Source organism: Streptomyces sp. NBC_00353, from assembly GCF_036108815.1.
Lineage (GTDB): Bacteria > Actinomycetota > Actinomycetes > Streptomycetales > Streptomycetaceae > Streptomyces.
Genome location: NZ_CP107985.1, coordinates 391,186 through 414,118, shown reverse-complemented (window position 1 = coordinate 414,118; position 22,933 = coordinate 391,186). Strand labels below are relative to the sequence as shown.

Genomic DNA, 22,933 nt, shown 5'->3' with positions numbered 1-22,933 from the left:
GCGGGACAGAGGCGGGCTTGCGGGCTAGCGGTTGGGGCGCCGGGTCCCCGACAGCCCGGCGCCGTTCAGATACTCGCGGGTGCGCACCGCGATCGGCAGCGGCACCTCCGGGGCGCAGGGGTACAGGTCCTGCTCGACGATGACGAACAGCTCCGCGTCGAGCTCCGACAGCGCGGCGACGATGTCCGCCGGGTTCGGCACCCCGGCCGGCGGCTCCACGCACACGCCGCGCCTGACGGCCTCGCTGAAGGACAGGTCCTCCGCCTCGACCTGGGCGAGGATCTCCGCGTCCATCTGCTTGATGTGGACGTAGCCGATGCGCTCGGCATACCGGCGGATCAGATCGAGGTTGTCGCCGCGGCCGTAGGCGACGTGCCCGGTGTCCAGGCAGAGGTTGGCGTAGCGGGAGTCGGAGGCGTTCAGGAAGCGCTCGATCTCCGGCTGGGTCTGGATGTGGCTGTCGGCGTGCGGGTGGACGACGAGGCGTACGTCGAATTCCTCCAGCAGGATCTTCCCCAGCCGATCCGCCGCGCCGCTGACCAGGTCCCACTGTGCGGCGGTCAGCTCGGGGGACTCGGTGAAGGAGCCGGTCTTCTCGTCCCGGTACAGCGGCGGGATGAACACCAGGTGGTGCGCGCCCGCGGCGGCGGTCAGCTCGGCCACCCGGCGGGCGCCCGCCAGCATCTCGTCCCACTGCTCGGGCCGGTGCAGCGCGCCGAAGACGGTGCCGCCGGAGACCTGCAGTTCGCGGGCGGTCAGCTCGTCGGCCAGGCGCCGCGGGTCGACGGGGAGGTAGCCGTACGGGCCGAGCTCCAGCCAGCGATAGCCGGCCTGGACGAGTTCGTCGAGGAAGCGGGTGTAGGGGACCTGGTGCTCGTCCTCGGCGAACCACACGCCCCAGGAGTCGGGCGCGGAGCCGAGGCAGAGGTTGCCCGCGGTGGCGCGGGGGGTCGATGCGGTGCTCACGGTATGGCCTTTCAGGGGTCTGGGAGATACGGGCGGGTTAGCGAAGGCGGCGCGCGGGCCGCCCCCGTCCGGCCAGCGGGTGGTGACTACCTTCGGCCGGGTGTAGAAGCGCAGCTGCACGGGAGCGGGTGGAGGGCGCCGTCGCCTCGGCGGCGCGGCAGGGCGCGGTCGTCGTGGTGGACGGGCGGGGGCTGACGGTGCCGGGGCACGAGGACGGGTTCTTCACCGGCCCGTCGCTGCTCGACCGTGTCACGCCCGGCATGGACGCCTACCGCGAGGAGATCTTCGGCCCCGTCCTCGCCGTCGTAGGCGTCGCCCCCCTCGACGCCGCCATCGAGCTGGTCAACGCCAACCCGTACGGCAACGGCACCGCCCTGTTCACCGGCGACGACGGCGCGGCGAGGCGGTTCCAGCGCGGGGTGCAGGTCGGGATGATCGGCGTCAATGTGCCGGTGCCGATGGCCGGCTACTCCTTCGGCGGCTGGAAGGACTCCCTCATCGGCGACAGCCCGATCCACGGCCCGGAGGGCGTGGCTGACCAGCGGCCCCATCTCGCTGGCCGCATCGTCGCCGGGCCCGACCCGCACTGCCCGCGCCCTGCGCCCCAGCGCCGCGACCAGCGGGTCCGCCGCGTCCCCGACCGCGACGGCCACCGAGACCGCCATGCACCGCTCCCCGGCCGAGCCGTAGGCGGCGGCGATCAGCTGGTCGGCGGCGAACTCCGGGTCCGCATCGGGCAGTACCACGGCGCACGACGTTGAACACGCCGCCCGGCAGCTCGGCCTCGGCGTACAGCCCGGCGATCCGGTTCGACGCCGAGGGGTCGCGTTCGCTGGGCTTGAGGACGAAGGTGTTGCCGGTCGCGATGGCGATGGGATGCATCCACAGCGGCACCATGGCCGGGAAGTTGAACGGGGTGATCCCCGCGCACACCCCCAGCGGCTCACGGAAGGACAGCACGTCCACCCCGCGCGAGTACTGCGCCGAGTAGTCGCCCTTGAGCGCGTCGGCGATCCCGCACGCGAACTCCACGACCTCCCGCCCGCGCACCACCTCGCCGCGCGCGTCGTCCAGCACCTTGCCGTGCTCGGCGGAGATGATCCGGGCCAGCTCGTCCTCATGCCGTACGAGCAGCTCACGGAAGGCGAACATGACCCGCATCCGGGTGCTGAGGGAGCTCTCGCTCCAGCTGTCGAAGGCCTTGGCCGCGGCGGTGACCGCCGCGTCCACGTCGGCCGGCTCCGCCAGCAGCACGCTCGCCCGCTGCCGTCCGGTCGCCGGGTCGAAGACGGGGGCGGTGCGGCTGCCGCAGCCTGCGGCGGGGGAGCCGGCTATCCAGTGCTCGATGGTGTGCAAGGGGTTCTCCTTTCGCTGTTCAGTCGGTACGGATCACAGATACGGCCGCTGCGCCCGCTTGGCGGTCTCGTACGAGGCGTGTGCCTGCCGGGTGGAGTCCAGCTCCGCGACCTCCGCCACCGGCACGTCCCACCAGGCGGAGCTCGGCGGACCGGGGCTGAGATGGTCCGTGGTGACATGCACGACCGTCGTGCGGTCGGCGGCCCTGGCCTCCAACAGCGCCGCACGGAACTCGGGAACGCTGCCCGCGCTCAGCACCCGCGCGCCCAGGCTCGCCGCGTTCGCCGCCAGATCCACCGGCAGCACGCCGCCGTCCAGCCGCCCGGTCTTCTCGTCGCGGAAGCGGTAGCGGGTGCCGAAGCGCTGCGAGCCGAGGGACTCCGAAAGCGCGCCGATCGAGGCGAAGCCGCCGTTGTCGACCAGCACCACCGTCAGCTTCAGCCCCTCCGAGACGGCGGTGACCAGCTCCTGGCACATCATCAGATACGAGCCGTCGCCGACCAGCACCACCACCTCGCGGTCGGGGGCGGCCAGCTTGGCGCCGACCCCGGCGGCGATCTCGTAACCCATGCAGGAGTACGCGTACTCCACGTGGTACGCCTTCGGATCGCGCGCCCGCCACAGCGCCTGCAGATCGCCCGGCATCGAGCCGGCCGCGTTGATCACCACGTCCCGGTCGTCGAGGAGTTCGTTCAGCGCGCCCAGGATCTCGGTCTGCGCGGGCAGCGGGCCGTGGCACAGGTGGTAGGCGTGGTCGGTGGCCCACCGCCAGTCGGCGGCCAGCTCCCGCACGCGGGCCCGGTACGCCTCGTCCGTGCGCCAGTCCGCCAGCTTGCGGGTCAGCGCCTCCAGGCCCGCCCGGGCGTCGGCCACCAGGGGTTCGGCGGCGTGCTTGACGGCGTCGAGCCGGGCCACGTTGAGGTTGACGAACCGCACCTGCGGGTAGGCGAAGACCGTCCGGCTGGCGGTGGTGAAGTCGCTGTAGCGGGTGCCGATGCCGAGGACCACGTCCGCCTCGGCAGCCAGCGCGTTGGCGGCGCTGGTGCCGGTCGAGCCGAGGCCGCCCACCGCGCACGGGTGGTCCCACGGGATCGCGCCCTTGCCGGCGTGCGTGTCCGCCACCGGGATGCCCGTCGCCTCGGCGAACTCCCGCAACTGCGGCCACGCCTGCGCGTACACCACACCGCCGCCCGCGACGATCAGCGGCCGCTCGGCCTGCCGGAGCAGCGCCACCGCGCGCGTCAGCGCGTCGGGTTCGGGCTGCGGCCGGCCCACGTGCCAGACCCGGCGGCGGAAGAAGTCCTCCGGCCAGTCGAAGGCCTCCGCCTGCACGTCCTGCGGCAGGCACAGCGTCACCGCGCCGGTCTCCACCGGGTCGGTGAGCACCCGCATCGCGGCCAGGGCGGCCGGGATCAGCTGCTCGGGGCGCTCGATCCGGTCGAAGTACTTCGACACCGGCCGCAGCGCGTCGTTCACCGAGACATCGCCCTGGCGCGGATCCTCCAGCTGCTGCAGCACGGGGTCGGCGACGCGGGTGGCGAAGGTGTCGCCGGGCAGCAGCAGCACCGGCAGCCGGTTGACGGTGGCCAGCGCGGCGCCGGTGACCATGTTGGTGGCGCCGGGGCCGATGGAGGAGGTGCAGGCGTAGGTCGCCAGCCGGTCGTTCATCTTGGCGTAGGCGGCGGCGGTGTGCACCATCGCCTGCTCGTTGCGGGCGAGGAAGTACGGCAGCTCGTCGGGGTACTGCAGCAGCGCCTGCCCGATCCCCGCCACGTTGCCGTGGCCGAAGATCCCCCACACGCCGTCGATCAGCCGCCGCTCACGACCGTCGCGCTCGCTGAACTGATTCGCCAGGAAGCGCACCAGTGCCTGGCCGGTGGTCAGTCTCATCTCGTCGTCCCTCCGAACGGCAGCCGCGGATCGGTGGGCTGGTCCTCCCAGGTGGTACGGATCCAGCCGTGCGCCGGGTCGTCGCAGATCAGCCAGGCGCGTTCGGGGCCGGGCCCCGCCATCACGTTGAGGTAGAACAGGTCGTAGCCGGGCACAGCCATGGACGGCCCGTGCCAACCGTGCGGAATCAGCACCGTGTCGCCGCTGCGCACCTCCTGGAGCACGTCGACGGGCCGCTCGGGGGAGCCGTACACCCGCTGATAGGCCATGCCCCCGTCCGCCACCTCGAAGTAGTAGATCTCCTCGAGCTCACCCTCCTCGCCCGGCCGCGCCTCGTCGTGCTTGTGCGGTGGGTACGACGACCAGTTGCCGCCCGGCGTCAGCACCTCGCACACCAGCAGCCGGTCGGCGTCGAAGGTTTGCGGCAGGCAGTAGTTGTGGACCTGCCTGCTGCAGCTGCCGGCCCCGCGCAGTTCCACGGGCACCTCCTCCGCCGGGCCGTAACGCACCGGGAGGCGCCGCTCGCAGCGGGCGGAGGGTAGCGCGAAGCGGCCGCCGTTGCGGCTGGTCACGCGGGCCTCGCCGTCCCGGGGCAGGTAGAGGAAGTCGGTGGGAGCGCCGAACACGCCGTCGCGCCCCTTCAGTTCGTACGACGCGCCGTCGACGGTAACCGTGCAGCCGCCGGACAGGGGCAGCACCAGATGCTCCGCGTCACTGGTGCCGAAGACGTGCTCCTGGCCCGGCGCCAGTTGAAGGATCCGCAGGCCCGAGTAGCCCCACCCCGCCGACTTCGGCGTGATCACCGTTCGGTACGGCCCGGAGGCCGCGGTATCCGCTTGCAGATATTTCGTGCTCACAGCAGCCCCACCGCCCTGTCCACCGCTCCCGCCACATCGCCGTCCGCCGGATAGAGCAGCGAACGGCCCACCACCAACCCCTGCACCCCGGGCAGCCGCAGCGCCCGCCACCACTTGGCTCGCGCCACCCGCTCCCCATCTGCGTCGCCCGGATCGCCGCCGAGCAGCAGCACCGGCAGGGTGGTCGCAGCCAGTACCCGCTCCATGTCGTCGACCACCGGCAGTTTCAGCCATGTGTAGGCGCTGCGCCGGCCGAGACCGGAAGCAATGGCCACCGAGCGGACGACCGCGTCGGGCGACAGGTCGTTGCGCACCCGGCCGTCCTCCCAGTGGGACAGGAACGGCTCCACCATGGCCAGCAGCCGCCGCTCGGCCAGCTCGTCGACTGCCCGGGCCGAGTTCTGCAGCACGCCGGCGGTGGCCGGATCGTCGAGGGCGACGCGAGTGAGCATCTTGCCGCCGTCGAAGCGGAGTTCGGCGATGGTGTGCGCGTCGTAGCCGGTGAACCGGTCGTCGATCTCGAAGACCGAGCCGGCCAGTCCGCCCCGGTTCATCGACCCGAACACGCACTTGTCGTCCAGTACCCCGAGCAGCAGCAGGTCCTCCAGGATGTCGGCGGTGCCCAGCACCCCCGTCACCCCGGGCCGCTCCAGTGCGACGCACAGCCGCCGCAGCAGCTCGGTGCGGTCCGCCATGGCCAGCGCGTCGCCGCCCACCGCCGTCGCCCCGCGGGCCGGATGGTCGGCGGCGATGACCATTGCCCGCCCGGTGTCTCCCAGCGGGGACTTGGCCCGCCTCCGGGCCGCGGCCGCCGTGGCCACCGCCTCCGGATCCCGCACCCGCAGCGAGGTCAGCTCCCGGATCCGCCCCCTCACCATGTGCCGGCCGCCTTCAGCCGCTCCGCGACCTCGGTCTCGGTGGGCATGGCGTCCGAGCAGGCGAGCTGTCCGGCCACATGGGCGCCGGCCGCGTTGGCGAACGCGATGATGTGGTCCAGTTCCCAGCTGGCCAGTAGGCCGTGCACCAGCGCACCGCCGAACGCGTCGCCGGCACCGAGGCCGTTGATCACATCCACCGGCACCGGCGGCTGCTCCACCGCGGTGCCGTCCCGATGCACGGCCAGCACACCGCGCGGTCCCTGCTTGACGACGGCCAGCTCCACGCCCGTGGCCAGCAGCGCTCGGGCCGCGGCATACGGGTCCCGCTCGCCGGTGGCGACCTCGCATTCGTCGATGTTGCCGACAGCGACGGTCGCGTGCGCCAGGGCCTCCTCGTACCAGGCCCGGGGCGGGGTGGTCCAGAACATCGGGCGCCAGTCCAGGTCGAAGACCGTGTGCGCCCTCCGCCCGCGCGCCCGCAGTGCCGCCAGAGTGGCGGCTCGGCTCGGCTCCTCGCACAGCCCGGTGCCGGTCATCCAGAACACCCTTGCCGAGCGGATCGCGCCCAGGTCCAGCTCCTCGGGCGTGATGTCCAGATCCGGAGCCTTGGGGAAGCGGTAGAAGTACAGCGGGAAGTGGTCCGGAGGGAAGATCTCGCAGAACGTCACCGGCGTCGGCAGCCCCGGGGAGACGCCCACATGGGCGGTGTCCACGCCGTAGCCCGTGAGGGCCGCGCGGACGAACTCGCCGAAGGGGTCCGCCCCCGTCTTCGTGACGACGGCGGCGGCGCGCCCGTAGCGGGCCGCCGCCACGGCGACGTTCGTCGGGCTGCCGCCGAGGTAGTTGGCGAACGAGGTGACCTCCGCCAGGCCGACGCCGCTCTGCAGCGGGTAGATGTCCACGCCGCCCCGCCCCATCGTCAGCACATCCAGTGCCATGAAACCCTCCTGTCGCGCTCTACTAGAGCGCGCTAGATGCGAGTACCATGATCCCGTAGCGCCGGGATGTCAAGAGTGCGGGCGGCGGCCGGCCGAGGAAGTGCGTTCCCGCGCGGGAGCAGACGCGAAGGACCGCACCGTCAGGACGACGGCCAGAGTGCGACAAGACAGGAGCGAAGCGTTGGCAGGAACCGACCAGAAGCGCCCCACCATGGTGGATGTGGCCGCCCGGGCGGGTGTCTCGCGCGCCCTGGTCTCCCTGGTCTTCCGTAACCGGCCGGGCGCCAGCGAGCAGACCCGGCAGCGCGTCCTGCGGGCAGCCGACGAGCTGGGCTACCAGCCGGACAGCGCCGCCCGGCTGCTGGCCCGCGGCCGCAGCCGCACCATCGGCGTGCTGCTGACCCTGCACCATCCCTTCCACGCCGACCTGGTCGAGGCGATCTACCCGGAGGCGGAGCGCCTGGAGTACGACGTGCTGCTGTCGGCCCGCGCCCCGGGGCGCGACGAGCGCACGGCCGCCGAGGCGCTGCTCAGCCACCGCTGCGAGGCGCTGATCCTGCTCGGGCCCGAATCGGACGCCGCCTTCCTCGGCGAACTGGCGCGGCGCAGCTCCGCCCTGGTCGTGGTGGGCGCGGACGTGCCGGGCAGCGGCGCGGACAGCGTCCGTACGGCGGAGGGCAAGGGCGTACGCCAGGTCATCGACCACTTCGTCACCCTCGGCCACCGCCGTATCGCCCATATCGATGGCGGCCGGGGCGCCGGCTCCGCGGAGCGCCGCCGCGCCTATCGTGCCGCGATGCGTCGTCACGGCCTGGCCGACGAGATCCGGGTCATTCCCGGCGGACATACCGAGGAGGCGGGCATCGCCGCCGGGCGACTGCTGGCCATGGAGGACGCCCGACCCACCGCGGTTCTCGCGGCCAACGACCGCTGCGCCGTCGGCCTGCTGCACAGCCTCGCAGGCGCGGGGCTGGAGGTGCCGGGGGACATCTCGGTCGCGGGTTTCGACGACAGTTACCTCTCCCATCTGTCGCACATCGACCTGACCACGGTCCGCCAGGACGCCGCGGCTCAGGCCGCGCAGGCGGTCAGCTTCGCGGTGGAGCGGCTGGAGGACGCGGCGTCGACGCCGCCGCGCGAACTGGTGCTGGAACCGCGGCTGATGGTGCGCGGGACGACGGGGCCGCCGCCGGGGGCGTGAGGAATGGTCTCCCGTCGCACAGCCACACCCCGCCGGCTTGCGGAGACGCGGCAGGCGGTGGCGTGGGGGTGGAGGACGGCACTAGGGCTTGTATCGAAAGTGGATCGCGAACAGTGCGGCGAAGGTTCAAATCACGGTGGGAGATCCAAAGCAGTGCAGTCATTGACGGCGACCAGGACCGGGTCGACGCAGCCAAGCCGCAGTAGCACAGCAGAAACAGCAGTGGGCCCGTGGTGTCGATCGGCACCGTTGGCCTGGGTGCGTACGCCGATCATCAGTTCCAGATCAGCCTGCCACCCTGAACACGTCCAGTTGCGCCCTGCGCCCCCGCAGAAATCTGCTCCATGAGGACGACCGTCTCGCTGAACAGAGCGGTCAGTGACTCGTGAACTCCGAAAGATGGCTCATCCCCATCGCCGAATGAACCGATCTGACCGCTACGCGCATCCAGGAACTTGCCGTAACAAGTATCGTCGTCCGAGATGATCGGAATCCACTGCTCATGCCAGAAGGGAAACTCCGGATCGGGGGACGGGTCGTCGCGCTCGATCTCCATCTTGAAGTGGTACGTCCGCCCCATGGCCGCGAGTCCCAGCAAATCGCGGTTGCTGCCGGGCACGACCCCCTCCGTGACACCAACAGGGCCGTTGTCGGCCCCGGAGGCCAGAAGCCACGTCCGAAGGTCGACCGGGAAAACGACGCCCATGCGCTTCTCTGCCGCAGTGATCGCCGCCGGCGTCGCGGGAGCGAGAACCGACGATGCAGTCGCCGGTGCATTCGTCTCCAGCCAGTCCACCAAGCGCTGCCACGCCAGCTGCACATCACCCACGGTCATTCCTCTCCCCAAACGTGTACCTCACGGCGCACCCTACGGCCCGGAAGCGAATCGAAACGCCCCCAGAAGCGCAACATCGTGTGCGAGGACGGCTTCGGCTGCGTGCCCTGCGGCAGAAACTGCCTGGGGCATGAAACCTGGATCCCACCGCGTGACAGCCGAGGGTCACAGCCACTCGTTGACGGCCGCGATGAGGATGGTTGCCTCGTAGCGGACTGCGAGCTTGTCGTACCTCGTGGCCACAGCTCGGTGTCTCTTGAGGCGGTTGATTCCGCACTCGACAGCGTGGCGCTCACGGTAGTCGACCGGGTCGAAACGTGGCGGCCGGCCGCCACGGGAGCCGCGTTTCCTGCGGTTGCGCGCCTGGTCGGCCTTGTCGGGAATGGTGCAGCGGATGCCGCGGCGGCGCAGGTAGGCGCGGTTCTCGCGGGAGGCGTACGCCTTGTCAGCGCGCACGCGATCGGGGCGGACACGTGGCCGTCCCGGCCCTGAGCGAGGCACACGGACTCTGTTCAGCACAGGCTCAAACTGCGGAGAGTCTCCACGCTGCCCGGCTGTGACCATGATCGACATCAGTTTCTGGCCCTGCTCGACGGCCACGTGCAGCTTGGTCGTGAATCCGCCGCGCGAACGTCCAAGTCCGTGATCACGAGGCTCGGTGAAGACACCGCCCGGCGGCTCCTTCTGTAGATCGCCCCGCTTCCGGGCCCCGGCCGCATGCTGATGGGCGCGACATACCGTGGAGTCAACGCTCAGGTCCCACGTGATCGCCCCCTTCAGGTCGGCCTGGGACTGAAGCTGGGTGAAGATCCGGTGCCAACTGCCTTCCCGCTGCCACCGGCGGAACGGGTCGTAGACCCGACCCCACGGCCCGTACTCGGAGGGTACGTCGCGCCACGGAACACCCGTCCGAACCCGGAACCTTATGCCGTCGATCAACTGCCGCCGAGACCAAACAGGCGGCCGCCCCGCTCTCGTGCCCTTCGGCAACAACGGCTCCAGCACCGTCCACTGCTCGTCCGTGAGATCTCCCCGCCCCATGCACCGAGATCATCCGTCACTCAAGATCCACTTTCGATACACGGCCTAGTGTCCTGCGCCAGTAGTTGATCGTTAGTTGGTGTGTGACTTCTGCTGCTGGTGCGTCAGTTCCTCGTCGGGGACCAAAGCTTCAACCGTTGCTGCTGTCTGATGACGAGCGGGCGGTGTTGGAGCGGTGGACGCGTCGGGCGCCGTCGGCCCAGGCACTGGCCTTGCGGGCGCGGATTGTGCTGGCGTGTGCGGGACCGGAGGTGCCGGCGATCATCGCGGTCGCCCGGGATCTGCGGGTGGCTGCGGACACGGTCCGCAAGTGGCGGCGACGCTTCCTCGCCGAGCGGCTGGACGGGCTGGTCGACGAGCCCCGGCCGGGCCGGCCGCCCACCATCAGCGTCGATCAGGTGGAGGCGGTGGTGGTCACCACGCTGGAACAGCTGCCGAAGAACGCCACCCACTGGTCGCGGACGTCGATGGCTCAGCACAGTGGCCTGTCGAAGTCGACCGTGGGCAGGATCTGGCGGCGGTTCCAGCTCAAGCCGCATCTGGCGGACACTTTCAAGCTGTCGACGGACCCGTTGTTCGTGGAGAAGGTCTACGACGTCGTGGGCCTGTACTTCGACCCGCCCGAGGGTGCGGTGGTGCTGTCGGTGGACGAGAAGTCGCAGATCCAGGCTCTGGACCGGTCTCAGCCGGTGCTGCCGATGATGCCCGGTATGCCCGAGCGGCGTACCCACGACTATGTGCGCAACGGCCTGACCGCACTGTTTGCCGCGTTCGATGTCGCCACGGGGGAAGTCATCACGGCCCTGCACCGCCGGCACCGGGCCGTGGAGTTCAAGAAGTTCCTGATCCGGATCGACAAGGAGGTGCCCGCTCACCTGCAGGTCCACCTGATCGTGGACAATTACGGCACCCACACGACTCCAGCGATCAGAGCCTGGCTGGCCAAACACCCGCGGTTCGAGCTGCACTTCACCCCGACCGGCTCCTCGTGGATCAACCAGGTCGAGCGGTGGTTCGGCTACCTGGCCCACCAGATGATCCGTCGTGGCGCACACAAGAACATCCAGGCCCTGGAAGCCGATATCCGGGCCTGGGTCAAGGACTGGAACGAAGACCCCAAGCCGTTCATCTGGACCAAGACCGCCGAAGAGATCCTCGACTCCCTCGCCCGCTTCTGCCGACGGATCTCTGGCGCAGGACACTAGTTGGTAAGGCTGTTGGGGAGGTGAGGGCCGACGTATCCGACGTACACGACGGGTGCCGTTCGGCTGGCCGTTGCGTCGTACAGGTGGAGCCGCGGGGCGGGTGGCCGGCCAGATCCGATCCGAAGGTGCTCGCGCATGAAGATCCGGCCGGGGGGGCGACGGTCCGGGGAACGCTGAATGTCCGGGCTTCCCTGAAGCGTGGAACCGAACTGCGCTGGGCGTGGGAGAGCTGGACCCGCACCGACCGATGCGCCTGCTGCACCTGGCCCGCCGCATGGAGGGCGTGGGCGGATGCTTCGACATCCTGCCCCCGCCGCATGGAGGGCGTGGGCGGATGCTTCGACATCCTGCCGGAGTCGGCCTACAACGAGGACGACGCCGGCGACGACGGCTTGCTCTGCCTGCTGCTGTGCGACCAGGCCGAGCCGGGGATGTGGGACTGGGGCGGTGACGCGATTCTGCGGCCGTACAGCGCTCCCAGGCCCAACAGCCGCACCTGAGCACCCGCCGCCCGGCCCAAGACGCCAGACGGCTTCCTGGCAGCGCCTGCCGACCGCCGACCACACCACACAGAATGGCACCGCGATGCAACACGGCACCAACAACCTCGACTACTCCGTCGCCGGCGAACCCTGCGCCAGCGTGGGCGACCGAACACCAGAAGGCAGTCCTCACCTTCGAGTCGGCCCGCGCCCACGCGGACAACCACCACCAGCGCGCCGTGAAGCTGAACGGTCCCGCACAACAGGCACGCGCTGCCCTGGACCAGGACGACGCGCTGCGCGAGACGAAGGCCTCGCTGCTCGAGGAGAGCGACAAGGCGGAGAAGGAGCTGACAGCGCTGCTGCGCGGGTGCCTGGCCGACGCGATCCGCGACCGTTCATTGATGCCCATGTGGTTTGTGACGGTCCTCGGCGCCGTACCGCCGACAGAGAAGACTCAGGAGTGGATGGACCTGGCCACCGAGGTCCTGGCCTACCGCGCTACTTACCAGGTGACCGACACAGTGGTTGCTCTTGGGCCGGAGACCGACGACATCCCGAGCGCTGGGAATGGCACGACGACCTGGCAGAGAGACTCAAGCGCTGGTAGCCGGGCCATCAGACATTAAGCCAGTAAACCGCACCCGGCCACGGCCTTTCATCCGGTCTGCTGGCTGTGGGGTATCCCGGGCGGGTATGCGTGTCACGGGCTGGTGGTGCCAGGCGTTTTTACGCCCCTGGGGCATGTCATCGGGTCGTGGTGTCCTCGGCTTCCCAGCGCAGCAGGTCGCCCGGCTGGCAGTTGAGCACGTCGCAGAGTGCGGCGAGCGTCGCGAAGCGCACTGCCTTGGCGCGGCCGTTCTTGAGTACCGCCAGGTTGGCGGGTGTGATTCCTACGCGGTCCGCGAGTTCGCCCACGGACATCTTCCGCCTGGCCAGCATCACGTCGATGTCGACGGCGATCGGCATCAGATCACCTCGTCCAACTCGGCCTGCATCTTCGCTGCTTCGACGTCGCGCGCGACGGCCTGGGCGAGCAGCATCCGCAGCACGAGGACCATGAGTGCGACCCCCAGGATGGCCATGCCGACCCCGCCCATGATGACGGTGACGCCCGGGTCGTCCCGCTGGCCCGGCGCGTTGAGGGCCGTGACGGCGAACCATACGAGGGAAGCCGACACGATCGCGCCGATCATGACGTCCACGTACCGGAAGGCGGCGTGGGAGAACACGGTTCCGCGTCGCACCATTGCCACCAGCCGCCATACGCAGACCAGGGCGACCTGGACCGACACCATGCCCAGGATCGTGATCACGCGCAGTGGGGTCAGCGGGAGCGACCCGTCCTCCGGGTCACTCCCGCTGGCCAACGCCCACACCATTCCTGCCTGTACGAACACGGTGCCGGCGAGCACCACCACGAGCACGGCCCGCAGCGCACGCACTGTCAGCTTTCCCATGACCCATCCCTCCATCGAGTTACGATGGGAATCTATCGAATATCGATAGGTGAAGCAAGGGCTGGGGCGGTGAGTGGGCGGTGGTTTCGCGCCACGGCGGGACGTCGCCGCCTCCTCCCATGGCATGGCGTTCGCGCGAACCGTCTTGATCTTGTCGAAGCCGGCCTCGCTCGAGCGCAAAACGGACGCCACGCAAGTTCGCCGAAGCCCTGGGGTTGCTGGGTGGGTTGTGTGGGTGTGGTTGGCGTGCGTCGTGGTGTGTCTTGGTGGGTGGTGGGGGTTGATCCTTTTGGTGTGGGACCCGATAGGGTCGGTTGTGGCGCTGCGGGTTGACGTGGGTGTGTGGGGTTGTCTCGCGTTGTGTTTCGTGTGGTGTCTGGTGTGTGTTGTCTTTTTTGTTCGGTCGTTTGCTTCGAAGGATGCAGATGGAACTTGCCTCTTCGCCTTCGGCGGGGCGTGCGTTGGTTGTTTCGTATAGCTGGTGGTTGATGCCGTTGGCTTTAGGGGCTGGGACGGTCGCTGCGGTGGTCGGGGGTCCTGATCAGGTTCAGGTTCCTGCGACGTTTGTGGGTGTGGCGGCTACTGCGGCCAGTGCTGTGTGTGTGCGTTTGTTGGTGCGTGCTCGGGGGCAGTTGCGGCGTGGTGATGAGGGTTTCCGCCGGTCGCAGGCTGAGTTGTCGCGGCAGTGGGAGCAGCATGTGGCGGGTCTGGAGAGGAGTTTCGGGGGTGAGCGGTCGGGTCTGCGTGCGGAACTGGTCGAGCAGGCCCGGGATTTCGAGGCTCGGCTTGTTGAGTTGGCGCGGGCGCATGAGGTTGGTGTGGTGGCGCAGGCGGGGGTGTGGGAGGAGCGGCTTGCTGTTCAGCGGGCTGTGGTGGGCAGGCTCGGGGATGTGTATTTGCCTGATGCGTTGAAGCGTTTGCGGGAGGGGGAGGCCATTGATGACATTTTGTTGGAGGTCGGCCGGGACGCGGATGCGGGACCGCAGTTGGGTGCGGAGTTGCGGAAGGTTCTGCGGACTGCGTTGATCGGTGTGGAGGAGGAGTTCGACCGGTCGACGTCGGCGGAGCAGGCTGTGATCAGTATCGGCAGCCGGATTCATGTGCTGACGAGTAAGTTGCGTGGGCGGTTGCATGAGATGCAGGGTGAGCACGGGCGGTTGCCTGTGGTGGCCCGGGGTCTTATGGAGTTGGACCAGGAGATCGGTCCTGCTGACTGTCTGGCGGCCAGTGTCGGTGTGCTGGGGGGTTCGGACCGGCCGGGGCGGCAGTGGCAGGAGCCGCAGCGGCTGCTGAGTGTGGTGCGTGGTGGTATCGGCCGGATCAAGGATTTCGATCGTGTCCAGGTCCGTCATCTGCCTGAACTGGGTGTTGACGGGGGTCTGGTGGACCACCTCACGCTGATTTTTGCGCATCTTCTGGATAACGCGGCGCGGTACTCGCCGCCGACCGAGGCTGTGGTCGTCTCCGGTAAGGAGGTGCCCAACGGGGTCGGTATTGAGATCCAGGATGCGGGCAAGGGGCTGAGCGAGGAGAAGAAGCGCGAGGCGGAGCAGTCCTTGGCGGGTACGTCGAGGGGCCCGGGTCTCGGTGGTATCTCGGAGGACGCGAATCTGGGTCTGCGTGTGGTGGGGGCTCTGGCGCGTCGTTATGGGATCCGGGTGACTTTCGCGGACTCGCCGTGGCTGGGCACGTCGGTGGTTGTGGTCGTGCCGCACAAGTTTTTCAGCCAGTTGCCTGCTGTGGTGAGCGGGCCGGCCCCGGCCCCGGCCCCGGCCGCGGTGGCGGTGGCGGAGCCGGTGCGCACGGTGGCGGTGGAGACGTCTGGTGCGGTGGACACCACGCCCGGTGGGCTGCCCAGGCGCCGCAGTATCCGTAACGACCTTGTGGGTCCGCAGCCCGGTGGTGCCGTCCGTGGGCAGAGCGTGGCCGCGGTGCCGCCCGATGCGTCGTTCGCGGGCCTTGCCGCGTTTGCCACGGCCGGGCGGGAAAGCGGTCCGCCGCATGAGACGGCCACGGACCGCACCCCGGCCACGGACCGCACCCCGGCCTTGGATGGTGTCCCGGCGGACCGGGCCCCGGTCACGGACGGCGCCCCGGTCACGGACCGCGTCCCGGTCACGGACGGCGCGCTGGCCACGGGCGGCGTCCCGGTCACGGACCGTGCCTCGGTCATGGACGGTGTCCCGGTCACAAACAACGCACTGGTCACAGACAACGCCCCGGTCACGGGCGGCGACCCGGTCACGGACTGTGCCCCGGTCACACACAACGCCCCGGTCACGGGCGGCGTCCCGGTCACGGACCGCACTCCGGCCTTGGATGGTGTCCCGGCGGACCGGGCCCCGGTCACGGACCGCGTCCCGGTCACGGACCGTGTCTCGGTCGTGGATGGTGCCCCGCCCTTGGATGGCGTCCCGGTCACAGACAACGCCCTGGTCACGGGCGGCGTCCCGGTCACGGACCGTGCCTCGGTCATGGGCGGCGCCTCGGTTGTGGATGGTGTTCCGGTCACAAACAACGCCCTGGTCACAGACAACGCCTCGGTCACGGGCGGTGTCCCGGTCACGGACCGCGCCTCGGCCGTGGATGGTGTTCCGGTCACGGACCGTGCCTCGGCTACGGATGGTGTTCCGGTCACGGACCGTGCCTCGGCTACGGATGGTGTTCCGGTCACGGACCGCACCCCGGTCGTCGATGGTGTTCCGGTCACGGGCGGTGTCTCGGTTGTGGATGGTGTCCCGGTTGTGGATGGTGAGCGGGTTTTGGATGGCGAGATGGCTGTCGTACGCGAGTTGAACGAGCACCGCACTGAAGAGAGCGACTAGTCCCATGACGCAACAGGGAACCGATGTGAGTTGGGCGCTCCGTGATCTGACGGAGAGCATCAAGGAGATTCGTTTCGCCCTCGTGGCATCGAGTGACGGTAAGGCGATCACTTCGTATGGTGCCGAGGACCCCGATGATGTGGACCGGTTCGCGGCTGTGGTCGCGGGGTTGCAGGCGTTGGCCCAGCCGGTGGCCAAGCAGTTCCCGAAGTATGCGGGGCAGCTGCGGCTCGCGATGATCGAGGTCGACGGGGGTCATTTGTTCGTGGTGCGGGCGGGTGTGGAGACGTATCTCGGGGTGCTGGCGAGGGAGGGTCTTGATCAGGGTCTTCTGGGTCATCAGATGAGGGATCTGGCCCGCAGGATGGGTGAGCTCCTGGGTACCACTGCTCGCCTGGACGAGCACTCTGGATGAGTGTTTCCCGTCGTCCCACGGACCCGTCCGGTCTTGAGCGCTACTACGTCCTTACCGGTGGCCGCAGCGGGCCGGGCGGTTCCGCGGCGAGTCTTGACGTGGCGACTCTTGTCGTTGCGCGCGCTGCTGCCGCCCCGGGTATGCAGCATGAGCACGAGGAGATCATCCGGCGCTGCCGTGATCCGTTGTCGGTGGCCGAACTGGGCGCCCATCTCGGGTTGCCGTTCAACATTCTCGCGGTGCTCCTGGCCGATCTGCTGGACGCAGGCCGCGTCGAGGCCCGTAATCCCATCCCGGCGTCAGGCGCCGGCCGCGGGCCCGACCTCGCGCTCCTTGAGGAGGTACTCAGTGGACTTCAAAGGCTTTGATCATCCCGACCAGAGGTCGGGCGGCGGGACCCGCTCGGTGAAGGTGATGATCGCCGGCGGGTTCGGCACGGGAAAGACCACCATGGTGGGGTCGGTCAGCGATATCGAGCCGCTGACGACCGAGGAGACGCTGACTCAGGCCAGTGTCGGTGTCGATAATCTGATCGGTGTGGTGGACAAGACGCAGACCACCGTCAGTCTGGATTTCGGGAAGATCGGTATCAACGACGAGTTGGTGCTTTATCTGTTCGGGACGCCGGGCCAGGAGCGGTTCTGGTTTCTGTGGAACGGTCTGTTCAAGGGGGCTCTGGGGGCGGTGGTGTTGGTGGACACGCGTCGTCTGGCGTCGAGTTTCAGGGCGATCGAGGAGATGGAGCGGCAGGACGTCCCCTTTGTTATCGCGCTGAATGTTTTCCCCGATTCCAAGGAGCATCCGATCGAGGAGATCCGTGACGCCCTGGACATCTCTGCGCACACCCCGATCGTGGCGTGCGATGCCCGGGACCGGGCGTCGAGCCGTGACGTCCTTGTCGCGCTGATACGCCATCTGAAGGAACGCTCCGCCGCCGCTGCTGTTGTTGTGGAGCCTCGATGAACGACCAGCTCACACATGGCTCCTCCGCTCCCGGTGGCTGCCCTGTCGCGCACGGCGGCGCCGGCGATCTCACCCGGCTGTACGGGCCGGACGCGGCACTGGACCCGCACGGCATCTACGGGCGGCTGCGCAAGGAGCACGGGGCGGTGGCGCCGGTACTCCTTGAGGGCGACATCCCGGCGTGGCTGGTCCTGGGCTACCGCGAGAACCGGCGGGTGCTGGACAACCCCCGCCAGTTCAGCAGGGATTCGCGTATCTGGCGGGACTGGAAGGAAGGACGTGTCGAGGCCACCTCGCCGCTGATCCCGATGCTGGGCTGGCGCCCCGACTGCGTGTCCCAGGACGGTGAGCCGCACCGCAGGCTCCGCGGTGCGGTCACCGACAATCTGCAGACTCTCGCCGGCCGCGGCATCCGCCGCCATGTCACGCACTTCGCGAACAGGCAGATCGACGCGTTCGCCGACGCGGGTGGCGCCGACCTGGTGGGCGACTACGCCGAGTACCTGCCGATGCTCGTACTGACCAGGCTGTTCGGGCTCCCGGCGGCCGAGGGGCACAACCTTGCCGTCTCCTGTGCCCAGGTCATCAAGGGCGGTGAGGGAGCTCTCGCCCACAACGACCGGATCATGGAGATCCTCGGGGAACTCGCCGAGCGCAAGCGTGCCGAGCCGGGCTCCGACTTCACCACCGGGCTGCTCGGACACGAGGCCGGCCTGGACGACGACGAGATCCTCAGCCATCTGCGGCTGGTGCTGATCACCGCGCACACCACCACCAGTAATCTGCTGGCCCGGGTGCTGCAGCTGATCCTCACCGACACCTCCCGGCTCGCGGGGCTGGTGAGCGGACAGCTCAACATCACCACGGTCGTCGAAGAGGTGATGTGGAACACCCCGCCGCTCGCGGTCCTGCCCGGGCGCTTCGCCACCGCTGACCTCGAACTCGCCGGTCACCACATCAAGGAGGGCGACCTGCTGGTGCTCGGGCTCACCGCCGGCAACCTCGACCCGGAGATCCGTCCCGATACCGGGGTCTCCATCCAGGGCAACCAGTCGCACCTCGCGTTCAGCGGCGGCGCGCACGAGTGTCCGGGCCAGAACATCGGCCAGGCCATCATCGAGACGGCCGTCGACGTCCTGGTGCACCGGCTGCCGGGACTGCGCCTGGCCGTGCCGGCCGACGACCTCACCTCGACCGCCTCCACCTGGGAGGCACGCCTGGACAGTCTCCCGGTCGAGTTCGCGGCACAGACCGCCGCCGTCTGACCAGACCACCGGTGGGTGATCCGTCTCTGCCCGGCCGGACATACCGGCCGGGCAGAGTCTTGTCTGATACCGCGAGCAGTTCGTCGAGCGGACCCTTGCCTGCCAATTCGACGGTGGCGGCGGGGCCTTCCTTCGACGCGGCATACCGGCCGGTGGTCGGTGCCTGCTGGTGGTTGCTGTTGATCGGGTGCGGTGCTGGCCAGGCTGCTGGTGGGTGATGGGTTTCTGCCCGGCCGGGCGTGCCGGCCGGGCAGAGCAGGCGGGGTCTTGTCTTATACCGCGAGCAGATCGTCGAGCGAGCCCTTGCCCGCCAACTCGGCGGTGGCGGCGGGGCCTTCCTTCGACGCGGCATACCGGCCGGAGGTCAGTGCCCACTCGTAGTTGCCGTTGATCCAGTGCTGGATGGCCTCCACGCCCATCCACACCTGGACCCGCTGGTCGGAGCGGAGACCGAGTTCCTCGCACATCTCGGGTATCCGTGCCTCGAGTTCGAGGTACTCCTCGAGGCAGTCGGTGGTCATCCGGTACGCCTCCGCGGCGGCGTCCTGCCAGCTGCAGCTGCGCTCCCGGTGGAGCACGGCTATCAGGTTGTGGCCGTCCCCCCGGCGCTTCTCGCGCTCGAAGGAGTGGATGTCGTTCATGAACCCGATGGTGTCCGCGGCCAGATCCCGCATCCTGACCATCAGCTCGTGCGCCTGTACCTGCGGCGGTACCTCGAAGCCGCGGCTGCGCTCGCCCGCGTCGATGCTGTGGTGGATGCCGACGGTGCGGCGGCGGAACTCCGCGTACTCCTGCAGTCCGAGCGTTCCCGCAAGGCCCCGGGCCGCCAGGTCCACCTCCTCGGTGTGCGCCACGAGGAACCGCCCCCAGGAGGCGGCGAACCGGCTGCGCCACGTCAGGGACATGCCATCGGAGAGCTGGGCCCAGACCTCGGCCCAGGCCACGGTGATCGGGCACACCACGCGGGGTGCGGTCCCGGCGGGACGCAGCGCGGTGGCGATCAACTCCCGTGCGACCTCGGCGATACGGTCCGCGCGGTCCGGACTCCCGGAGTCGAACTGATCATCGAACAGGAAGGCCAGAGAGAACCAGTTCATCAGCACGACCATGTCGTCGGCCGAGGCGTGGGGGTAGGTTCGTGCCGCTGCCTGGGGAAGGTCCCAGGACTGGTACTCCTCGAACCCGGCCTGGCTGCGTACCAAACCCATCTCCCACACCCAGCGCAGGTGGCGCTCCCGGGCGTACTGGAGATGCTCGCTCACGGGAGTCTTGAAGGGGAGGTCGAATGTGATGTCCTGCGGCATTGCCGTCCTCTCTTGCGACGATTCACAGGCCCCCGCCCCTGCGAAAGGGCGATCTGAATTGACGCCCACTGACTCGAACTGCACCTTTTGAGCCGGAAGTTGACGACTCAAGTACGTCTCGAGACTGCCCAGAGCCTAAACGATCTATGCCGTGAGATCTGCAACGCGTGATGCGGGTGTGACGTCGCGCGGGACGCGGCTCGGTTCACCCGGCCGCAGGTGAAGCAGGTGAAGCAGGATGCCGGGACCCGGTGCGCTCGGGCCCGGGATGCCTCGGGGGCGCGTACGCCCGGCGTCATCTGCCGGACCACCGTTGAACTATGGGTGTGAACGACCCGGACTCCGTAACAGCCGGGACCGCCGGAAAGCAGCCAGTACCGCCACGCCCGGGAAGAGCGCGCTGCCGCGGAACCGGAAGGCAAGGCCGCCCCGTCCCGGTCGGCCCCGTCCCGTCCCGTCCCCGTCCCCGTCCCCGTCCCGTCCCCGTCCCGTCCCCGTCCCGTCCCCGTCCCCGTTCCGTCTCGGCCGTCCCGTTCCGTCCCGGCCGTCCCGTCCCGGCCGTCCCGTCCCGTTCCGGTCGGCTCCGTTCCGTCCGGATCCGTTCCGGTCGGCTCCGTTCCGGCCGGTCCCGTTCCGGTTGGCCGATGAGGGCGAGCCCGTATGTCCGGAGTCATGGCTCCCGGGTCCAGCCCGGTTCCGGCGCAGCTGCCGGCCCGGTCAGCGCTCGAGGGCACCGTCGTTTGTCGAGGCCGACCTGGCTCACAGACCAGGTCGGCCGGTCCTTCCGTCGCTGCGGCTTCTGGTACGCCTCCCCGGAGTGGAGGGCACGCGCAGTGCCCCGGGTGAAGTGCTCCCGCGGCACGCTGACGGCCCGGCGGTCTTCGATCGCTTTTGATGGGCCGTGGCGTGGCCGCGGCGCCGGTCCTGAGTGCCGCAGGTGCGCTCATCGGCACCCGTTTCCAGACCACCGTCGGGGCTCTGGCCGCCCCCTCGGTCAGCCAAGCAAATGGCCGAACGGTGCGGGCAGGACACCGGGCGCGGCGGTGTGTGGGACATCGCCCGCGGCACGGGCAGTGCGGCAGGTATCCGGCCGTGCACGGTGGCAGCCTGAGGGACAGGCAAGGGTGAGGCGTGTGGTGGCCCTCCGGAGCGCTGGGGATGCTCTCGACGTGCCGTCGGGCCGGGCAGCTGGTCGAAACTGCCCGCCTCCCTGCCCCCCCCGGCGCTCCGCCCCTCGGGACCCCGAGGGGTGTGCTTCGTGTGCCGGGGGTCTCGAGGGGTGTGCTTCGTGTGCCGGGGTCCCGAGGTGTGTGTTCCGTGTGCCGGGGCCCTGAGGGGTGTGCTTCGTGTGTCGGGGTCCCGAGGGGTGTTCCGTGTGCCGGGGGTCTCGAGGGGGTGTTCCGTGTGTCGGGGCCCTGAGGTGCGTGTTTTGCCGGTGGGGTTGGATCGCGGCCGGTAGGGGGTGGGAGAGCTGAGCCGGTATTCACGTTCCCCTGGTGTGCCCATCGTTTATTGCTTCGGCTGGGGCTTTTGAGGCTGTGGCGGGCGGGCCTGTTCGGTGCTTGTCTGCGACATCGATGGTGCTTGCGGGTGGTACGCCATGGTCAGGGTGTCCGGTTTGACGGTGACGACGGCCTGCGCGCGAGGGGGGCGGGAGGTGAGTGTGAAGGAAGGCCAGGTCTGGAGGATGCTCGCCAGGATGATCTGGAGTTCGGCCCAGGCGAAGTTCTCGCCGATGCACTTGCGGCGTCCGTCGCCGAAGGCGAGGAACGAACCGCGGGCGGCGGGTGCGCGCTCGGCTGTCCAGCGGTCCGGGTCGAATGTGTCGGGGTCGGGGAAGTAGCGGGTGTCGTGCTGGTGGAGGTAGGGGCTCCACACGATGTCTGCGCCTTGGGGAATGCGGTGGCCGCCGAGGTCGATGTCGCGGGCTGCGGTGCGGGTCACCATCCAGGCCGGCCCGTACTTGCGGATGGTTTCCTGCAGCACCTGGCGGGCGTAGGGGAGTTGCGCGATGTCGTCGTAGCGCAGGGGGCGGTCACCGCAGGCGGCGGTGAGTTCCTCGCGCAGGCGCCTTTGTATCTCGTCGCTCCGAGTGATCTCGTACAGTGTCCAGGCCAGGGTGGTGCCGGTGGTCTCGATCGCTCCGGTCAGCAAGGTGATGGCCTCGTCCTGCAGTTGCTGCCGCGTGAGGGGGTCCTCGGCGGTCAGAAGGGTCGTGAAGAGTCCGCCCTGGTCCTTGGTCCGGGCTGCGGCATGCGGGCACCGTTGCGCATCGGCTGGGACCGCATCGGCTGAGGGCGTGTCGGCTGAGGGGGGTGGGCCCGGGGACCGGTCGGCGTGGTGGTCGATCGCCTGGTCGATGAGAGTGCGTAGCCGTGCCACACGGTCCGCGTGCGCGCGGTTGGCGGGCAGCGGGAGGCGAGTGATCCAGGGCGGCAGGATCGTCTGCCGGATCGCCCCTTTCATGATCTCGGGCATGAGGGTGACGAACTCGCCCTCCAGGTGCTCGGGGAGGTGTGCGCCGAACAGGGCGACCAGGAACGCGGAGAGGGCGACCTCGTTCATGTCCGCGTACACGTCGCGTGGCACAACCGCGGGCCAAGCAGTGACCACGCCTCGCACTTGGTCGATCATCGCGGCGCTGCGATCGGCGATGTGGGCCTTGTTGAACATGGGTTGTATCAGGCGCCGGTTGCGTAGATGCGTATCGCCGTCGGCGACCGTGGCGAGCCCGTCACCGAAGAACATGCGCAGCGCGTCAATGATCTTGCCGCCCTTCACGAAATGCGCGGAGTCGGTCACCAGGACCTTGCGGGTCAGGGCGGGGTCGGTGACGACAAACGCGGGTGTGGGTCCGATACGTATGCGCACGACGCTGCCGTGCTCGCGAAGTGAGGTCATGAACGGCAGTGGCCGGCGGGCGAGCTGGAGAGCATGCCCGATCAGCGGGAGGGCGCCGGGTGCGGCCGGCGTGGGGGCTGCCGGCGAGGCGGGGGTGCTCATGGGGCGGATCACTCCTTGTGGGGGTCATCGTCAAACGCCCGGACCATTC

20 protein-coding genes and 3 pseudogenes are annotated in these 22,933 nt (G+C 69.3%); 10 read left to right on the top strand and 13 right to left on the bottom strand.

Going from position 1 to position 22,933, the window contains the following annotated elements; translation table 11 throughout:
- Window positions 1-24: 24 nt before the first annotated feature.
- On the bottom strand, window positions 25-966 hold the full coding sequence (locus tag OHA88_RS01895; protein WP_328623924.1) for a TIM barrel protein: 942 nt from the start codon (window positions 964-966) through the stop codon (window positions 25-27).
- Between the two features lie 128 nt (window positions 967-1,094).
- Here OHA88_RS01895 and OHA88_RS01890 point away from each other — a divergent pair.
- Window positions 1,095-1,415 (top strand): annotated as a pseudogene (locus tag OHA88_RS01890) (aldehyde dehydrogenase family protein); the annotation flags it as partial.
- Between the two features lie 69 nt (window positions 1,416-1,484).
- Here OHA88_RS01890 and OHA88_RS44420 read toward each other — a convergent pair.
- The 6 genes and pseudogenes from OHA88_RS44420 to iolC form a co-directional block, all read right to left on the bottom strand.
- Window positions 1,485-1,712 (bottom strand): annotated as a pseudogene (locus OHA88_RS44420) (aldehyde dehydrogenase family protein); the annotation flags it as partial.
- Between the two features lie 69 nt (window positions 1,713-1,781).
- Window positions 1,782-2,220 (bottom strand): annotated as a pseudogene (locus OHA88_RS44415) (aldehyde dehydrogenase family protein); the annotation flags it as partial.
- Between the two features lie 135 nt (window positions 2,221-2,355).
- Window positions 2,356-4,212 (bottom strand): 3D-(3,5/4)-trihydroxycyclohexane-1,2-dione acylhydrolase (decyclizing), encoded by a 1,857-nt coding sequence (iolD, locus tag OHA88_RS01880; RefSeq protein WP_328623923.1) that lies wholly within the window; start codon window positions 4,210-4,212, stop codon window positions 2,356-2,358.
- Window positions 4,209-5,069, bottom strand: a complete 861-nt coding sequence (gene iolB / locus OHA88_RS01875) for a 5-deoxy-glucuronate isomerase (protein WP_326623956.1) — start codon at window positions 5,067-5,069, stop codon at window positions 4,209-4,211. Before iolB ends, iolD begins: the two co-directional genes overlap by 4 nt.
- A complete protein-coding gene (locus OHA88_RS01870) occupies window positions 5,066-5,947 on the bottom strand; it encodes a Cgl0159 family (beta/alpha)8-fold protein (protein WP_328623922.1) in 882 nt (293 codons plus the stop codon). Before OHA88_RS01870 ends, iolB begins: the two co-directional genes overlap by 4 nt.
- Window positions 5,941-6,885 carry a 5-dehydro-2-deoxygluconokinase gene (iolC, locus tag OHA88_RS01865; protein ID WP_328623921.1) on the bottom strand — a complete coding sequence of 315 codons (945 nt, stop codon included), beginning with the start codon at window positions 6,883-6,885 and terminating at the stop codon, window positions 5,941-5,943. The genes OHA88_RS01870 and iolC overlap by 7 nt, the downstream gene beginning before the upstream one ends.
- A 211-nt stretch (window positions 6,886-7,096) precedes the next feature.
- On the opposite strand from iolC, the gene OHA88_RS01860 reads away from it, so the two are divergent.
- A complete protein-coding gene (locus tag OHA88_RS01860; RefSeq protein WP_326633800.1) occupies window positions 7,097-8,086 on the top strand; it encodes a LacI family DNA-binding transcriptional regulator in 990 nt (329 codons plus the stop codon).
- 274 nt (window positions 8,087-8,360) lie between these two features.
- On the opposite strand, the gene OHA88_RS01855 is transcribed toward OHA88_RS01860, so the two are convergent.
- Window positions 8,361-8,915, bottom strand: a complete 555-nt coding sequence (locus OHA88_RS01855; protein WP_328623920.1) for an SMI1/KNR4 family protein — start codon at window positions 8,913-8,915, stop codon at window positions 8,361-8,363.
- Window positions 8,916-9,086: 171 nt separating this feature from the next.
- Complete coding sequence (locus OHA88_RS01850; RefSeq protein WP_328623919.1) at window positions 9,087-9,962, bottom strand: IS5 family transposase; 876 nt, start codon at window positions 9,960-9,962, stop codon at window positions 9,087-9,089.
- Window positions 9,963-10,045: 83 nt separating this feature from the next.
- Here OHA88_RS01850 and OHA88_RS01845 point away from each other — a divergent pair, with 83 nt between their 5' ends.
- From OHA88_RS01845 to OHA88_RS01835, 3 genes are all read left to right on the top strand, one after another.
- Window positions 10,046-11,167 carry an IS630 family transposase gene (locus tag OHA88_RS01845; RefSeq protein WP_328623918.1) on the top strand — a complete coding sequence of 374 codons (1,122 nt, stop codon included), beginning with the start codon at window positions 10,046-10,048 and terminating at the stop codon, window positions 11,165-11,167.
- Between the two features lie 317 nt (window positions 11,168-11,484).
- On the top strand, window positions 11,485-11,667 hold the full coding sequence (locus OHA88_RS01840; RefSeq protein WP_328623917.1) for a hypothetical protein: 183 nt from the start codon (window positions 11,485-11,487) through the stop codon (window positions 11,665-11,667).
- A 221-nt stretch (window positions 11,668-11,888) separates the two neighbouring features.
- The gene (locus OHA88_RS01835) at window positions 11,889-12,278 is read left to right on the top strand and encodes a hypothetical protein (RefSeq protein ID WP_328623916.1); all 390 of its coding nucleotides are present in this window, start codon (window positions 11,889-11,891) and stop codon (window positions 12,276-12,278) included.
- A gap of 118 nt (window positions 12,279-12,396) precedes the next feature.
- Here OHA88_RS01835 and OHA88_RS01830 read toward each other — a convergent pair whose 3' ends face one another.
- The gene (locus tag OHA88_RS01830; RefSeq protein ID WP_328623915.1) at window positions 12,397-12,618 is read right to left on the bottom strand and encodes a helix-turn-helix domain-containing protein; all 222 of its coding nucleotides are present in this window, start codon (window positions 12,616-12,618) and stop codon (window positions 12,397-12,399) included.
- Entirely contained in the window at window positions 12,618-13,109 is a 492-nt protein-coding gene (locus OHA88_RS01825; protein WP_328623914.1) for a DUF2975 domain-containing protein, read from the bottom strand. The genes OHA88_RS01830 and OHA88_RS01825 overlap by 1 nt, the downstream gene beginning before the upstream one ends.
- Window positions 13,110-13,534: 425 nt before the next feature.
- Between OHA88_RS01825 and OHA88_RS01820 the strand changes: the two genes are divergently transcribed.
- Genes OHA88_RS01820 through OHA88_RS01800 form a run of 5 tightly spaced genes read left to right on the top strand, consistent with a single transcriptional unit; the run spans window position 13,535 to window position 18,577 of the window.
- Window positions 13,535-15,934: an ATP-binding protein gene (locus OHA88_RS01820; protein WP_443044343.1), complete on the top strand. Its 2,400-nt coding sequence runs from the start codon at window positions 13,535-13,537 to the stop codon at window positions 15,932-15,934.
- Window positions 15,935-15,938: 4 nt separating this feature from the next.
- Window positions 15,939-16,349 carry a roadblock/LC7 domain-containing protein gene (locus OHA88_RS01815; protein ID WP_323181295.1) on the top strand — a complete coding sequence of 137 codons (411 nt, stop codon included), beginning with the start codon at window positions 15,939-15,941 and terminating at the stop codon, window positions 16,347-16,349.
- On the top strand, window positions 16,346-16,717 hold the full coding sequence (locus OHA88_RS01810; protein ID WP_328623912.1) for a DUF742 domain-containing protein: 372 nt from the start codon (window positions 16,346-16,348) through the stop codon (window positions 16,715-16,717). The genes OHA88_RS01815 and OHA88_RS01810 overlap by 4 nt, the downstream gene beginning before the upstream one ends.
- Window positions 16,698-17,312: a GTP-binding protein gene (locus OHA88_RS01805; protein ID WP_328623911.1), complete on the top strand. Its 615-nt coding sequence runs from the start codon at window positions 16,698-16,700 to the stop codon at window positions 17,310-17,312. The genes OHA88_RS01810 and OHA88_RS01805 overlap by 20 nt, the downstream gene beginning before the upstream one ends.
- Window positions 17,309-18,577: a cytochrome P450 gene (locus tag OHA88_RS01800; protein ID WP_328623910.1), complete on the top strand. Its 1,269-nt coding sequence runs from the start codon at window positions 17,309-17,311 to the stop codon at window positions 18,575-18,577. The genes OHA88_RS01805 and OHA88_RS01800 overlap by 4 nt, the downstream gene beginning before the upstream one ends.
- A 272-nt stretch (window positions 18,578-18,849) precedes the next feature.
- On the opposite strand, the gene OHA88_RS01795 is transcribed toward OHA88_RS01800, so the two are convergent.
- Entirely contained in the window at window positions 18,850-19,881 is a 1,032-nt protein-coding gene (locus tag OHA88_RS01795) for a 7-epi-alpha-eudesmol synthase (protein WP_328623909.1), read from the bottom strand.
- Between the two features lie 1,509 nt (window positions 19,882-21,390).
- Entirely contained in the window at window positions 21,391-22,884 is a 1,494-nt protein-coding gene (locus OHA88_RS01790) for a cytochrome P450 (RefSeq protein ID WP_328623908.1), read from the bottom strand.
- Window positions 22,885-22,933 lie beyond the last annotated feature (49 nt).

Bases quoted from the DNA above. Each gene is read 5' to 3' on its own strand.
- OHA88_RS01870 (WP_328623922.1), bottom strand. From the start codon at position 5,947: ATGGTGAGGGGGCGGATCCGGGAGCTGACCTCGCTGCGGGTGCGGGAT.
- OHA88_RS01790 (WP_328623908.1), bottom strand. From the start codon at position 22,884: ATGAGCACCCCCGCCTCGCCGGCAGCCCCCACGCCGGCCGCACCCGGC.
- OHA88_RS01800 (WP_328623910.1), top strand. From the start codon at position 17,309: ATGAACGACCAGCTCACACATGGCTCCTCCGCTCCCGGTGGCTGCCCT.
- OHA88_RS01815 (WP_323181295.1), top strand. From the start codon at position 15,939: ATGACGCAACAGGGAACCGATGTGAGTTGGGCGCTCCGTGATCTGACG.
- OHA88_RS01840 (WP_328623917.1), top strand. From the start codon at position 11,485: ATGGAGGGCGTGGGCGGATGCTTCGACATCCTGCCGGAGTCGGCCTAC.
- iolC (WP_328623921.1), bottom strand. From the start codon at position 6,885: ATGGCACTGGATGTGCTGACGATGGGGCGGGGCGGCGTGGACATCTAC.
- OHA88_RS01825 (WP_328623914.1), bottom strand. From the start codon at position 13,109: ATGGGAAAGCTGACAGTGCGTGCGCTGCGGGCCGTGCTCGTGGTGGTG.
- OHA88_RS01810 (WP_328623912.1), top strand. From the start codon at position 16,346: ATGAGTGTTTCCCGTCGTCCCACGGACCCGTCCGGTCTTGAGCGCTAC.
- OHA88_RS01830 (WP_328623915.1), bottom strand. From the start codon at position 12,618: ATGCCGATCGCCGTCGACATCGACGTGATGCTGGCCAGGCGGAAGATG.
- OHA88_RS01860 (WP_326633800.1), top strand. From the start codon at position 7,097: ATGGTGGATGTGGCCGCCCGGGCGGGTGTCTCGCGCGCCCTGGTCTCC.
- iolD (WP_328623923.1), bottom strand. From the start codon at position 4,212: ATGAGACTGACCACCGGCCAGGCACTGGTGCGCTTCCTGGCGAATCAG.
- OHA88_RS01820 (WP_443044343.1), top strand. From the start codon at position 13,535: ATGGAACTTGCCTCTTCGCCTTCGGCGGGGCGTGCGTTGGTTGTTTCG.
- OHA88_RS01850 (WP_328623919.1), bottom strand. From the start codon at position 9,962: ATGGGGCGGGGAGATCTCACGGACGAGCAGTGGACGGTGCTGGAGCCG.
- OHA88_RS01795 (WP_328623909.1), bottom strand. From the start codon at position 19,881: ATGCCGCAGGACATCACATTCGACCTCCCCTTCAAGACTCCCGTGAGC.